This is a genomic window from Nocardioides sp. S5-5, from assembly GCF_054954065.1.
On the sequence record NZ_CP199913.1, the window covers coordinates 336,320 to 349,450 of the forward strand.

Sequence of the window (13,131 nt, forward strand, 5' to 3'; positions counted from 1 at the left end):
ATGGTGGCCCGATGGTGACCCAGCGCGACCCCGCCGAGGTGTTCGCCCGGATCCAGGCGCGCCACCCCCGCTGCGTCTGGCTCGACGGCGGCGGCGCCCGGGACTGGTCGCGCCGCCGGTCGATGCTCGGCTGGCTCGACAACGACGACGTCTCGCTGAGCTACGACGCGGCCGCCCGCGAGGTGACCCGGCACGCCGACGGCCGCTCGGTGGTGGTCGGCGACGACCCGTTCGCCGTCCTGGAGGCCGAGCTCGCCGCCGGACGGGCGAGCGACCAGTGGTTCGGCTACTTCGGGTACGCCGCCCGCGCCGACCTGCCCGCCACACCCGACCCGGATCTGCCCGACGCGGTCTGGCTGCGCCCCTCGCACATCCGGGAGTATGAGCACCCACTTGTCGCGCAGAACTGGCACTTGTCGGGCGTTGCAACGCCCGACAAGTGCGGGAATCGCCGGTCGACCGGCGATTCCGACACCCCGCCCCCCACCTACGCCGCAGCCTTCGCCAGGGTCCAGGACCACCTGCACGCCGGCAACTCCTACGAGGTCAACCTCACCCACCGGCTCCGGGCGACCAGCCCGCTCGGCCCGGCGGCGGCGTACCTCCGGCTGCGCGCGCTGAATCCGGCTCCCTACGCGGGCTTCCTGCAGCACGACGTGCCGGGAGCGGAGGCGTGGCTGCTCAGCTCGAGCCCGGAGCGCTACGCCCTCGTCGCCGAGGACCGGACGATCGAGACCAAGCCGATCAAGGGCACCACCGCGCGTGGCAGCACGCCCGCCGAGGACCAGGCGGCCAGGGACCGGCTGGCGAGCGACCCGAAGTTCCGCTCGGAGAACCTGATGATCGTCGACCTGCTGCGCAACGACCTCGCCATGGTCTGCGAGGCGGGCTCCGTCGACGTGCCGACCCTGATGGAGGTCGAGTCCTATGCCTCGGTCCACCAGCTGGTGTCCACGGTCCGCGGCCGGCTCCGCGGCGACGTCAGCACGGTCGGCGCGTTGAAGGCGCTGTTTCCCGCCGGGTCGATGACCGGCGCGCCCAAGCTGCGCACGATGGAGATCATCGAGGAGGTCGAGGAGACGCCGCGAGGGGCCTACGCCGGGGCGTTCGGCTGGGTCTCCGGCGACGGCCGGGCCGACCTGGGCGTGGTGATCCGCACGCTCGTCACCGCCGGCGAGGACTACCTGCTCGGCACCGGCGGCGGGATCACGGTCGCCAGTGACGTCGAGGAGGAGTGGGCCGAGACCGAGTGGAAGGCCGCCCGGCTGCTGCAGGCGATCAACCCGTAGGACTCGGGTCCGCGCCCGCGCCGGTGTCGGCGGCGTGGCTGGACAGCGTGGTGAGCGTGGCCTGCACGCCGCGCACGACCCGCTTCTCGTCGTACGGCGCCGGGTCGACCACGTCCACCTGCTGGATCAGGTCGCCGTTCTGGACGAAGCCGGTGACGTAGAGCTGCTTCCTCGTGGCGTTGACGACCACGCGCGCGTCGTCGGCCCGCTCGATCGTGGGGGTGCGGACGTCGGCGTCGTCCTGCTGGCCCATCGTCTTCCAGGCCTGCTCGAGGGTGCCGGGGAAGAGCAGGTAGTTGGCGGTGACCACGGCGTCACCGCTGTCCTCGGCCGGGGTGAACCGGCACTCCGGCTTGGTCGGCGTGCCGGCGTGCTCGGTCGCCTCGATGCCGAACTGCGCCTTCACGAACGCCGCGTCGAGGACGTCGCACGGGTTCCACAGCGCCGGCGTCTCGGTCGGGAGGTCCGGCTTCGCGCCGACCTTCTCCTCGCCGCCGCAGCCCGCGAGGGCGAGCGTCAGCGGCGGGAGGAGGGCCGCGACCAAGGCGGTACGACGGAGGTCAGACATGCGGGTTGTTCTCCCGTCCGGGCAGCTTGAGCACGAGGCGGGCGCCTCCACTCGCATTGGCGGTGGCCTGGACCGAGCCCGAGTGGCGGGCGGCGACCTGGCGCACGATCGCCAGGCCGAGGCCCGAGCCGGGCATGGTGCGGGCGTCGTCGGAGCGCCAGAACCGGTCGAAGATCCGGGTCCGGTCGGCCTCGGCGATCCCGGGTCCCTGGTCGTCGACGGTGAGCACGCCGTCGCTGAGCCGGACGGTCACCTGACCGCCCTCGGGGCTCCACTTGGCGGCGTTGTCGAGCAGGTTGGTCACCGCGCGCTCCAGCTCGGCGTCCTCACCGATCACCCACCAGGGCCGGGTGAAGACCTCGAACTCGAGGCCCGGCGCGCGGCGGCGTACCCGCTGCACGGCGTGGTCGACGACGTCGGCCAGGTCGACCGGCTCGACCTGGACCGGGATCGGCTCGTCGCGGGCCAGCTCGGTGAGGTCGCCGATGAGGGTGGTGAGCTCCTCGATCTGGGCGCGGACGTCGTCGAGCAGCTCGTCGCGGGCGTCGGGCGGCAGCGCGGCGAAGCCGTCGGGGCCGCGGGCGGTCATGGTGAGCAGGTCGACGTTGGTGCGCAGCGCGGTCAGCGGGGTGCGCAGCTCGTGGCCGGCGTCGGCGATGAGCTCGCGCTGGCGGGTCCGGCTGGCGTCGAGCGCGACCAGCAGGTGGTTGAACGCCGTCGCCAGCCGGGCCACCTCGTCGTCGCCCTCGATGGGCAGCGGGGTGAAGTCCTCGGTGCGCGCGATCTCCTCGACCGAGCCGCTCAGCCGGCGTACCGGTCGCAGCCCATTGCTCGCGACCACCCAGCCGGCCAGTCCGGCGGCGAGGACGCCGAAGAACCCGAACGCGATGGTCACCCAGCCGAGCCGGCGCAGGGTGCGGTCCTGGTCCTCCAGCGGCTGGGCGATGATCAGCGCGACCCCGCTCTGCTGGGTGGGTACGGCGACGACGCGGTAGCGGTCGCCGGCCAGCACCATGGTGCGCAGGCTGCGGTCCTTCTTGCCCTGCGCGACCTCGAGCTCGGCCCGGCCGAGCTCCAGGGTCGGACCGCGGTCGAGGATCCGCAGCGTGCCCGCGTTGTAGTCCAAGATCGCGATCCGCACGTCGCCCGCACCCAGTGCCCACGACGGGATGCCCTGGGAACCGGCCTGCAGCAGGCTGTCGGACGCGGCCGCCTTCCCGGCCCGGTCCACGAGCGCGTTGTCGAGCGTGTCCTGCATCTGCACCCGGGCCGTGATGTAGGCGCCCACCGCCACGAGCGCCACCGACATGCCGACCGCGATCGTGGTCAGCCAGATCACCCGGCTCGCCAGCGAGCGGCGGTAGTGCCAGCGCCCGTCGGCACCGGGGCCGACCGCGAGGCCCCAGGGAACGGTCACGCCAGGCTCATGACTCGCTCGCGCGCAGGACGTACCCGATGCCGCGGACGGTGTGGATCAGCCGCTGCTCGCCCTCGGCCTCGGTCTTGCGGCGCAGGTAGCCGACGTACACCTCGAGCGAGTTGGCGGTCGTGGGGAAGTCGTAGCCCCACACCTCCTCGAGGATGAAGCTGCGGTCGAGCACCCGGCGCGGTCGGCGCAGGAACATCTCGAGCAGCGTGAACTCGGTGCGGGTCAGCTCGATCAGCCGGCTGCCGCGGCGCACCTCACGAGTCGTGACGTTCATGGTGAGGTCGGCGAAGGAGAGGACCTCCTCCTCGGCGCCGTCCTCGATCGGCGCCACCCGGCGCAGCAGCGCGCGCAGCCGGGCGAGCAGCTCCTCGAGCGCGAACGGCTTGGTGAGGTAGTCGTCGGCTCCCGCGTCCAGTCCCTCGACCCGCTCGCCGACCGCGTCGCGCGCGGTCAGCACCAGGATGGGTACGTCGTTCCCGGCCGCCCGCAGCGCCCGGGTCGCCTCGAGCCCGTCGAGCTTGGGCATCATCACGTCCATCACGACCACGTCGGGCGCGACCGCGCCGATCCCCGCCAGGGCCTCCGCGCCGTCGCCGGCCAGGTGGACGTCGTACCCGTTGAACGCGAGGGAGCGCCGCAGCGACTCCCGCACGGCACGGTCGTCGTCGACGACGAGGATGCGGTGCGGGACGGCGGAACGGGCGGACACCCTCCCATCATGGCCGATCGGCCTGAGCGATGGCTGAGAGGCCGGCTCAGAGGTAGCGCTGGGCGACCCGGGCCGCGCGGGCGCCGTACTGGCCGCCGAACAGGCAGGCGTGGACGAGCAGCGGGAACAGCTGGTGGAAGCCCAGCCGGTCCTCCCAGCCGCCGACGAGCGGGTGCGCCTCGGAATAAGCGGTCATCACCTGCGGGAGCTGGGGGAGGCCGAAGAGGGCGAGCATGGCGAGGTCGACCTCGCGGTGGCCGCCGTATGCCGCCGGGTCGACGACCACGACCCGGTCGCCGGTGCCCCACAGCACGTTGCCGTTCCACAGGTCGCCGTGCAGCCGCGCGGGCGGCTCCTCGGGGACGATCGACGCGCCGCGGGCGGCAGCGGCCTCGATCACGGCGGCGTCGTCCGCGCTGACGATGTCCTTGTCACGCAGCACCTTGAGGTACGGCGCGATCCGGCGCTCCGCGTGGAACTCCGACCAGGTCGGCAGCGTGCGGTTGGGCAGCGGCAGCCGGCCGATGTAGCCGTCGGCGTCGGCGCCGAACCCGGGGGCGCCGTAGGCATGGGTGGCGGCGAGCGCGCGACCGAACGCGCCGGCCGCCTCGGCCGTGGGTCTGCCGGCCTCCACCCAGTCGAGGATCAGGCAGTCGGTGTCGACGGCGAGCACCCCGGCGGTGGCGACCCCGCCGCTCGAGGTGGCCTCCGCGAGCCAGCGCAGCCCCGCCGCCTCGCGGGCGAAGAACTGCGGCGGCGCGGGGCTGAGCGTCTTGAGGAACGCCGTGCGCCCGCTGGACAGGCGCAGCTTGACCGCGGTGGAGATGTCGCCGCCCGCCACCGGCGCGGTGGCGACGACGGCCGCGCCGAGCAGCTGCTCGGCGCGCCCCGCGACGACCGGCTGGCGTGCCATCGGCTCCCCTTGCCCGGCCCGTCAGACGGGTCTCAGGCCTGGCCCTTGAGCGCGCGCGGGATCTTCGAGCCCTGCTCGATCGCGCGTTCGGGGGCCTTGACCTTCTTGAACCTGCGGATCGCCAGGAACACCAGCAGGCCCGCGAGGAGGACGTAGAACGCGAAGACGATCAGGAAGGCCCAGTGCAGGTCGAGGCCCTTGCCGTTCCAGTGGATGAAGTAGGCGATCGCCACCGAGAGCATGATGACGGCCAGCACGAGCAGGAAGCCCGCGACCGCGAGCAGGCCGACGCCGACACCGCCGGCGGTGACGCTGACCTTCAGCTCGGACTTCGCGAGCTGGATCTCCTTGCGCATGATCGTGGAGAAGTCGGTCTGCGCGTCCTTGATGAGACGTCCGATGGTCGGCTCTTCGCGGAGCGGTTCGGTGGCCATGCGGCCGACCCTACCGAGTCTCGGTAGGCTGGGCACAGGTGAGCCGGGAAGTCTGGTCGGCACGTATGCGCCCCTGCCCGCACCACGCCAGGAGACCTCGCCGTGTCCGATTCCCCGCACCACACCGACGACCTGTGGCACCGCGGACCCGTCTGGACGGCGAGCGAACGCCCTCTGGCGCGGTACGTCGCCCGCCCGCTGCGCGAGTTCCTCCACGTCGAGTCGGCGGGCTCGGTGCTGCTGCTCGCCGCCACCGTCGTCGCGCTGCTGTGGGTGAACCTGCCGTTCGACGGCTGGGCGTCGGCGTACGACCACCTCTGGCACACGCCGATCGCGCTCGAGGTCGGTGACTGGCGGATCGAGGAGTCCCTCCAGCACTGGGTGAACGACGGGCTGATGGCGATCTTCTTCTTCGTGGTCGGCCTGGAGATCAAGTACGAGCTGGTCCACGGTGACCTGCGCGACCCCCGCACCGCCGCGCTGCCGATCGTCGCCGCGGTCGGCGGCATGGCCGTGCCGGCCCTGATCTATGCGTGGGTCGTGGGCGGCGGGGCCGGGGCCGCGGGCTGGGGGATCCCGATGGCGACCGACATCGCGTTCGCGGTCGGCGTGCTCGGGCTGCTCGGCCGTCGTGTCCCGTCGGCGGCGCGGCTGTTCCTGCTCACCCTCGCGATCGTCGACGACATCGGCGCGATCGTGGTGATCGCCGTGTTCTACACCGACGACCTCGCGCTCGGCTGGCTGCTCGCCGCGTTGGCGCTGCTCGCCGTGATGGCGGTGCTCCGGGCCGCACGGGTCTGGGCGATCCCGGTGTACGCCGTGCTCGGCGTCGCCGTCTGGTTCGCGCTGCTCCAGTCCGGCGTCCACGCGACCCTCGCCGGCGTCGCCGTCGGCCTGCTCACCCCCGCCGTCGCGCTGCTGCGCCCCTTGGTCGCCACGGAGTACGCCATCGAGGGCCTGCGCGATCGCGATCTCGACGCCGAGGAGCTGCACCGGCTGCGCTTCCTCATCGGCGAGTCCGTTCCCGTCGTCGAACGGCTGCAGACCCGGCTGCACCCGCTGTCGGCGTACGTCGTGCTGCCGCTGTTCGCCCTCGCCAACGCCGGTGTCGCGCTCGGCGACGGCGTCCTCGGCGAGGCCCTGCGCGCCCCGGTCGCCCTCGGCATCGCCGCCGGCCTGGTCCTCGGCAAGCCGCTCGGCATCGCGCTCGCGTGCTTCGTCGCGATCCGGCTCGGTGTGGGCCGGATGCCCACCGGCACGACCTGGCCGCAGCTGATCGGCGTCGGCGCGGTCGCCGGCATCGGCTTCACGGTGTCGCTGTTCATCGCCGGGCTGTCGTTCCCCGGCGCGCCCCTGCTCACCGACGAGGCGAAGGTCGGGATCCTGGTCGCGTCGGTCGTCGCCGCGGCGCTCGGCGCGATGACGCTGGCGCTGGCCGGGCGGGTCAGGTCGTCGGCAGCACCAGCACCGAGCCGAGGACCCGCTCCACGCTGATCCGGATGGCCACCCGCTCGGGGTTCGGCTCGGGGGCGCGGTAGCGGTCGGCGTACCGCGCGCAGGCCCGAGCGACCGATGCCTCGTCCTCCAGCACCTCGCCGGTGCCGACCAGCGTCGCCCAGCGCCCCTTGTCGACCTGGGTCACCGTGAGCCGCGGATCGCGGCGGACGTTGGCGACCTTCTGCGAGCCGCGCCGGGTGATGATCCACGCGCAGGCGTTGTCGGGGTCGAGGGTCGCACCGACGGGTACGGCGTGCGGGGCACCGTCGCGGTCGAGGGTGGACAGCGTGCAGAGGTGGTACTCGGCCCAGAATTCCGCCAGCGTGGGCGGGAGGGCGGACCAGTCGACGGGGTGGAGTGCGGACACGGGCACCCAAGGTACGCCGACCCGGCGCAAAGTGCCCGCAGAACTGCGCCGACCCGGCGCAAAGGTGTCACTTTTGGGCTCTCCTGACGCATCTGTGGGTCAGTTTCGGCCGGGGAGTGCTGGGCGGTAGCCGCCGAGGTTGAGCATCGCGAGGGCGATCAGAGCGTGGGCGGAGTGGAATCCGTAGGCCATGCGGGTGATGAGGCGGATCTTGGTGTTGGTCGACTCGATGAGCCCGTTGGACAGGCCGTGCTCGATCGCTGCGAGGATCCGGGCGCGGTGTTTGACGATGCTCTTCTGCAGCTTCACGAACGCTGGGATCCGGCAGCGACGGGCCCAGCTGACCCAGCGGTCCAGCGCAGCGACGGCGGCCTTGTAGGGCACCCGGAACACCATCCGGAGCCCTTCCTTGAGCAGGTAGGCCCGATACAGCCTCGGGTCGGTCGCAGCGATCCAGGCCAGCATCGTCTGCTGGTTCTCGGTGAGGTCTTCGGGGTTCTTCCACAACGAGTACCGGGCACCCTTGAGCGTCTTGGCCCGCTCGTTGCCGGGCCGGGGCGGCGCGTCCGCGGGTGGGCGTCCACGACCACGCTTCGGCTCCTTCCTGGCCTGCTTGCGGGCGTCGTTCCATGCCTCGCGGCGGACCTCGTCGAGGGCGTCGGTGGCCCACTTCACGATGTGGAACGGGTCAGCGACCCGGACCGCGGCCGGGCACATCTGGGCGACGATGGCGTCGATGAAGTCGGCTCCATCCGCGCTCACGTGGGTGATCAGCTTGCAGCGTTCGGGGCCGAGGAGGTCGAAGAACTCCCGCACGGTCGCTGAGTTGCGTCCCGGGGCGGCCCATACGAGGCGTCGGGTGTCGTGGTCGACCACGACCATCAAGTACTTGTGGCCCTTCTTGTAGGAGATCTCGTCGATCCCGATCCGCCGTAGGCCGGCCAGACGATCATGCTGGGCATCGATGTCAGCCCAGACCCGGGTGATGATCGCCCCGACAGTGCGCCACGCGATTCGCATCAACTCGGTCGCGGTGGTCTTCGAGGCCCGCGTCGCCAGCCAGGCGACCTGATCATCGAAGGCCAGCGTGTGACCGGCGTCGTGCCGAGCCCACGGGACATGCGCGACCACGACACCGTGGTCGCGGCAGCGGACCCGAGGGGTGTCTGCCTCGAGCATCGCGACCGTCGTGCCCAGGTCGAGCGACCGCCAGCGACGCCGTCCCGGCCCGGTGTCGTAGCCAGGACACCGACGCCGACAGATCCCGCACCGGCCCTGTTGCCTGCTGGTGGGTCGGACATGAGCGATCAGGACCTGGGCGTCCTCGTCGTACTCGACCTTCTCGATCACCGTCTTCTCGACCCCGAACACGCCTCGCCATAGGCTGACATCACGCACGCCGCTCTCCTGTGCACCTGGTTCCTGTTCCTAGACAGCTCAGAAACCTAGACAGGAAGCGGCGTGCGGCTCGTTCAGGCGCGCTCAGACACCCACAGGTACGTCAGGAGAGCCCACTTTTGCGCCGGATCGGCGGTTCTCAGGCGTTCAGATGAGCCGGGTCGGCATGCCCTCAGTCCTCGGTGGAGGTGGCCTGGCCGGCGGAGATGAGGTCCATGATCGAGGCGTCGGCGAGGGTCTGGGTGTCGCCGACGGTGCGGCCCTCGGCGACGTCGCGCAGCAGGCGCCGCATGATCTTGCCCGAGCGGGTCTTGGGCAGCTCGGGGACGATCATGATCTGGCGGGGCTTGGCGATCGGGCCGATCTGGCTGCGGACGTGGTCGGAGAGCTCCTTGACGATGTCCGCGCCACCGTCTCCGGCCTCGTTGCGCAAGATGACGTAGGCGACGACGGCCTGGCCGGTGTCGGGGTCGGAGGCGCCGACCACGGCGGCCTCGGCGACCTTCGGGTGGGAGACCAGGGCGGACTCGATCTCGGTGGTCGAGAGGCGGTGGCCGGAGACGTTCATGACGTCGTCGACCCGGCCCAGGACCCAGATGTCGCCGTCGTCGTCCTTCTTCGCGCCGTCGCCGGCGAAGTAGTAGCCCTCCTTCGCAAAACGCGACCAGTAGGTGTCGACGTACCGGTCGTCGTCGCCCCAGATGGTGCGCAGCATCGAGGGCCACGGCGAGGTGACGACCAGGTAGCCGCCCGAGCCGTTCGGGACGGACCTGCCCTCGTCGTCGACCACGTCGGCCTCGATGCCGGGGATCGCGGTCATCGCGGAGCCGGGCTTGCCGGCGGTGACGCCGGGCAGCGGGGAGATCATCACGGCGCCGGTCTCGGTCTGCCACCAGGTGTCGACCACGGGGGTGCGGTCGCCGCCGATGACATGGCGGTACCAGACGTAGGCCTCCGGGTTGATCGGCTCGCCGACCGAGCCGAGGATCCGCAGCGACGACATGTCGAACTGGTCGGGGATCTCGTGGCCCTGCTTCATGAACGAGCGGATCGCGGTCGGTGCGGTGTAGAAGAGCGTGACGCCGTAGTCCTGGATGATCTTCCACCAGCGACCCGGCTCGGGCGAGTCGGGCGTGCCCTCGTAGAGCACCTGGGTGACCCCGTTGGCCAGCGGCCCGTAGACGATGTAGGAGTGCCCGGTGACCCAGCCGATGTCGGCGGTGCACCAGTACACGTCGGTGTCCGGCTTGAGGTCGAACACCGCGTGGTGGGTGTACGCCGCGCCGACCAGGTAGCCGCCCGTGGTGTGCAGGATGCCCTTGGGCTTGCCGGTGGTGCCGGAGGTGTACATGACGTAGAGCGGGTGCTCGGCATCGAACGCCTCGGGGGTGTGCTCGGCCGAGGCGCCGCCGACGGCGTCGTGCCACCACACATCAACAGCGTCGTCCCACCCGTTCTCACCCAGGTCCTGACCGGTACGCCGGACCACGAGCACCTTCTCGACCACATCGGTCTTGGTGCGGGCCTCGTCGACCGCGGGCTTGAGCGCGGACGCGGTGCCGCGGCGGTAGCCGCCGTCGGCGGTGACCACGACCTTGGCCTGGCAGTCGTCGAGCCGCGAGGCGAGCGCGTCCGCGGAGAACCCGCCGAACACGACCGTGTGGGGGGCGCCGATCCGGGCGCAGGCTAGCATGGTGACCACGGCCTCGGGGATCATCGGCAGGTAGATCGCGACCCGGTCGCCCGCCCGGACCCCGAGATCGGTGAGCGCGTTGGCGGCCCTGGAGACCTCGTCCTTGAGCTGGCCGTAGGTCAGGTCGCGGGTGTCGCCCTCCGGCTCGCCGACCCAGTGGATCGCCACCTTGTCGCCCCGGCCGGCCTCGACGTGCCGGTCCACGCAGTTGTACGCCGCGTTGAGCCTCCCGCCGACATACCACTTCGCGAAGGGCGGGTTGTCCCAGTCCAGGACCCGGTCCCACGTGGTGTCCCACGAGAGTCGCTCGGCCTGGGTGGCCCAGAAGCCCTCCCGGTCCGCGGCCGCTGCGGCGTAGGCGTCGGCCGTGACGTTCGCGTGCGCGGCCAGCTCGGCCGGCGGCTCGAACCGACGGTCCTCCTTCAGCAGGTTGGCCAGGGTCTCGGCGGTCTCGTCGCTCACGGTTCATCTCCTGATCGGGTCGGGTGCCACAGGTCACATTAGGACCCACGAGAAGTGTGGTCACCAGGGGTTGCAGCGGGGTTGCTCACACCTGAGGCCGGGACGCGGTCCGCGCCGTCCCGGCCTCAGGCCCTGCGGTCAGTGCTGGACGGCCTGCTCGGCCCCCGCTCCGGTCAGGGCGCGCACCTCGAGCTCGGTGAATCGCTCCTCCGCGGCCGGCTCCCGCGAGGTCACCGTGCCGAGCCAGCCGAGGAAGAAGCCCAGCGGGATCGAGACGATGCCGGGGTTGCTCAGCGGGAACCACGACCAGTCGGCGCCGGTCACCAGCGCGGTCTCCGAGCCCGAGACCACGGGCGAGAAGAACACCAGGCCGACCGAGGCCAGCAGGCCGCCGTAGATGCCCCAGGTGGCGCCGCGGGTGTTGAAGCGCTTCCAGAACATGTTGTAGACGATCGCCGGCAGGTTCGCCGAGGCCGCGACCGCGAACGCCAGGGCCACGAGGAAGGCGATGTTGAGCTTCTGGGCCGGGATCGCCAGCGCGATCGCGATGACGCCGATGGCGGCCGCGGCGATCCGGGTCACCTTGATCTCGTCGTGCTCGCTCGCTGTACCGCGCTTGACCACACTGTTGTAGATGTCGTGGGCCACCGAGGTCGACGAGGTCAGGGTCAGGCCCGCCACCACGGCGAGGATCGTCGCGAACGCGACCGCCGCGATGAAGGCGAGCAGGATCGCCCCGCCCGTGGAGCCGGCGCCGCCGCCGACCTCCTCGGCGAGCAGCGGCGAGGCCAGGTTGCCGCCGGACGCGGCCACGTCGGCGGCCTTGTCGCCCTTGAGCATCGCGGCCGCGCCGAAGCCGAGGACCAGCGTGAACAGGTAGAACACGCCGATCAGGCCGATCGCCCAGAGCACCGACTTGCGGGCGTCCCGCGCCGTCGGGACGGTGTAGAAGCGGATCAGGATGTGCGGCAGGCCCGCCGTACCGAGCACCAGCGCCAGGCCCAGGCTGAGGAAGTCGATCTTGCTGGTGGTGTCGATGCCGTACTTCAGGCCGGGCTCGAGGAACGCCTGGCCCTTGCCGGTGTTCGACGCGGCGGTGCCGAGCAGCTCGGACAGGTTGAAGTGGAAGTGCGCGAGCACGAGTACGACGATCAGCGCCGAGCCCACCATCAGCAGGATCGCCTTGACGATCTGCACCCAGGTGGTGCCCTTCATGCCGCCGATGGTGACGTAGAAGATCATCAGCGCGCCGACCCCGATGATGGTGAGGTTCTTCAGCGCCTGGCTGTCCGCGCCGAGCAGCAGCGCGACGAGCGCGCCGGCGCCGACCATCTGGGCGAGCAGGTAGAAGATCGACACGACGACGGTCGAGGTGGCGGCGGCCATCCGGACCGGGCGCTGCTTCATCCGGTACGCCAGCTGGTCGGCCATCGTGTACCGGCCCGAGTTGCGCAGCATCTCCGCCACCAGCAGCAGGGCCACCAGCCAGGCGACCAGGAAGCCGATCGAGTAGAGGAAGCCGTCGTACCCGGACAGCGCGATGGCGCCGGAGATGCCGAGGAAGGACGCGGCGGACATGTAGTCACCGCCGATCGCGAAGCCGTTCTGGATGCCGGAGAAGCCGCGGCCGCCGGCGTAGAAGTCGGCCGCGCCGGACGTCTGCCGGCTCGCCCAGATCGTGATCCCCAGGGTCACCGCGACGACGGACAGGAACAGCAGGGTGGTGAGCAGCTGGTGGTCCATCAGTGGTCGCCCCTTCCGCGGGAGGACTTGCCCTCGAGGGCGACGAACCGGGCGTCGAGCTCGCCGGCGAGCGGGTCGAGCCGGGCGCTCGAGTAGCGCGCGTAGAGCCAGGCGATGAGGAAGGTCGTCGCGAACTGGAGCAGGCCGAAGACCAGGGCCACGTTGATGTTGCCGACGACCTGCTTGCTCATGAAGTCGCCGGCCCAGTTCGAGAGCACGACGTAGAGCAGGTACCAGGTGAGGAACGCGAAGGTCGCGGGGAACACGAAGCCGCGATAGCGCCGCTTCAGCTCGGCGAACTCCGGCGCGGCGTGGAGCTCGTCGTACACGGGATCATGGCGCGCAGCCATGTCATGGGGCGAGATGTCGGACGTCACGACGGGCCTCCTCGGGATCGGTGCGTGTGACCGGGGTCACGGACGTTCCGACGCTAGGAGCGGGCGTGGGTACGTCGGCAGGGGTGCGGTCCGGCTGCGCGCCGAGTGGGACCGGGTTGTCGACCAGCGGTCGGTACGGCGCGACGAGCGGTCGGTCTCGGGTGGTGGTCGGGCGTCCCTGCGGCCGGGGCGCAGGTTTCCCAAGGGATGCAGCCAAACCTTCGCTTCCCAGTTCAAATACGGCCAGGGGAG

General features: G+C 71.3%; 12 protein-coding genes. 2 read left to right on the forward strand and 10 right to left on the reverse strand.

What is annotated here, in order from left to right; translation table 11 throughout:
* The first annotated feature begins 11 nt into the window (after nt 1–11).
* Entirely contained in the window at nt 12–1,289 is a 1,278-nt protein-coding gene (locus ACUP6Y_RS01520) for an anthranilate synthase component I family protein (protein ID WP_462553838.1), read from the forward strand.
* Here the strand turns inward: ACUP6Y_RS01520 and ACUP6Y_RS01525 are convergent.
* From ACUP6Y_RS01525 to ACUP6Y_RS01545, 5 genes are read right to left on the reverse strand one after another with little or no spacing between them, the layout of a single operon-like run.
* On the reverse strand, nt 1,279–1,857 hold the full coding sequence (locus ACUP6Y_RS01525) for a hypothetical protein (protein WP_462553839.1): 579 nt from the start codon (nt 1,855–1,857) through the stop codon (nt 1,279–1,281). The two genes, ACUP6Y_RS01520 and ACUP6Y_RS01525, sit on opposite strands and share 11 nt — an antisense overlap.
* On the reverse strand, nt 1,850–3,274 hold the full coding sequence (locus ACUP6Y_RS01530) for a sensor histidine kinase (protein ID WP_462553840.1): 1,425 nt from the start codon (nt 3,272–3,274) through the stop codon (nt 1,850–1,852). Before ACUP6Y_RS01530 ends, ACUP6Y_RS01525 begins: the two co-directional genes overlap by 8 nt.
* Before the next feature lie 7 nt (nt 3,275–3,281).
* Nucleotides 3,282–3,995 carry a response regulator transcription factor gene (locus ACUP6Y_RS01535; RefSeq protein WP_462553842.1) on the reverse strand — a complete coding sequence of 238 codons (714 nt, stop codon included), beginning with the start codon at nt 3,993–3,995 and terminating at the stop codon, nt 3,282–3,284.
* Nucleotides 3,996–4,041: 46 nt separating this feature from the next.
* Nucleotides 4,042–4,908, reverse strand: coding sequence for a fructosamine kinase family protein (locus ACUP6Y_RS01540; RefSeq protein ID WP_462553843.1), 867 nt, complete (start codon nt 4,906–4,908; stop codon nt 4,042–4,044).
* 32 nt (nt 4,909–4,940) lie between these two features.
* On the reverse strand, nt 4,941–5,342 hold the full coding sequence (locus tag ACUP6Y_RS01545; protein ID WP_462553845.1) for a phage holin family protein: 402 nt from the start codon (nt 5,340–5,342) through the stop codon (nt 4,941–4,943).
* A 102-nt stretch (nt 5,343–5,444) separates the two neighbouring features.
* Here ACUP6Y_RS01545 and nhaA point away from each other — a divergent pair, with 102 nt between their 5' ends.
* On the forward strand, nt 5,445–6,836 hold the full coding sequence (gene nhaA / locus ACUP6Y_RS01550) for a Na+/H+ antiporter NhaA (RefSeq protein ID WP_462553846.1): 1,392 nt from the start codon (nt 5,445–5,447) through the stop codon (nt 6,834–6,836).
* Here nhaA and ACUP6Y_RS01555 read toward each other — a convergent pair.
* The 5 genes from ACUP6Y_RS01555 to ACUP6Y_RS01575 all read right to left on the reverse strand — a co-directional run bounded on the left by ACUP6Y_RS01555 (nt 6,787) and on the right by ACUP6Y_RS01575 (nt 12,879).
* A complete protein-coding gene (locus ACUP6Y_RS01555; RefSeq protein WP_462553847.1) occupies nt 6,787–7,206 on the reverse strand; it encodes a pyridoxamine 5'-phosphate oxidase family protein in 420 nt (139 codons plus the stop codon). The genes nhaA and ACUP6Y_RS01555 overlap by 50 nt on opposite strands.
* Nucleotides 7,207–7,305: 99 nt before the next feature.
* Nucleotides 7,306–8,604, reverse strand: coding sequence for an ISL3 family transposase (locus ACUP6Y_RS01560; protein ID WP_462551837.1), 1,299 nt, complete (start codon nt 8,602–8,604; stop codon nt 7,306–7,308).
* Between the two features lie 172 nt (nt 8,605–8,776).
* Nucleotides 8,777–10,759, reverse strand: coding sequence for an acetate--CoA ligase (gene acs / locus ACUP6Y_RS01565; protein ID WP_462553848.1), 1,983 nt, complete (start codon nt 10,757–10,759; stop codon nt 8,777–8,779).
* A 138-nt stretch (nt 10,760–10,897) separates the two neighbouring features.
* Nucleotides 10,898–12,502, reverse strand: a complete 1,605-nt coding sequence (locus ACUP6Y_RS01570; RefSeq protein ID WP_462553849.1) for a solute symporter family protein — start codon at nt 12,500–12,502, stop codon at nt 10,898–10,900.
* Entirely contained in the window at nt 12,502–12,879 is a 378-nt protein-coding gene (locus ACUP6Y_RS01575) for a DUF485 domain-containing protein (RefSeq protein WP_462553850.1), read from the reverse strand. Before ACUP6Y_RS01575 ends, ACUP6Y_RS01570 begins: the two co-directional genes overlap by 1 nt.
* Between the last annotated feature and the right edge of the window lie 252 nt (nt 12,880–13,131).

Coding starts and splice junctions, on each gene's coding strand:
- ACUP6Y_RS01520 (WP_462553838.1), top strand. CDS start 12: ATGGTGACCCAGCGCGACCCCGCCGAGGTGTTCGCCCGGATCCAGGCG.
- ACUP6Y_RS01525 (WP_462553839.1), bottom strand. CDS start 1,857: ATGTCTGACCTCCGTCGTACCGCCTTGGTCGCGGCCCTCCTCCCGCCG.
- ACUP6Y_RS01540 (WP_462553843.1), bottom strand. CDS start 4,908: ATGGCACGCCAGCCGGTCGTCGCGGGGCGCGCCGAGCAGCTGCTCGGC.
- ACUP6Y_RS01545 (WP_462553845.1), bottom strand. CDS start 5,342: ATGGCCACCGAACCGCTCCGCGAAGAGCCGACCATCGGACGTCTCATC.
- ACUP6Y_RS01570 (WP_462553849.1), bottom strand. CDS start 12,502: ATGGACCACCAGCTGCTCACCACCCTGCTGTTCCTGTCCGTCGTCGCG.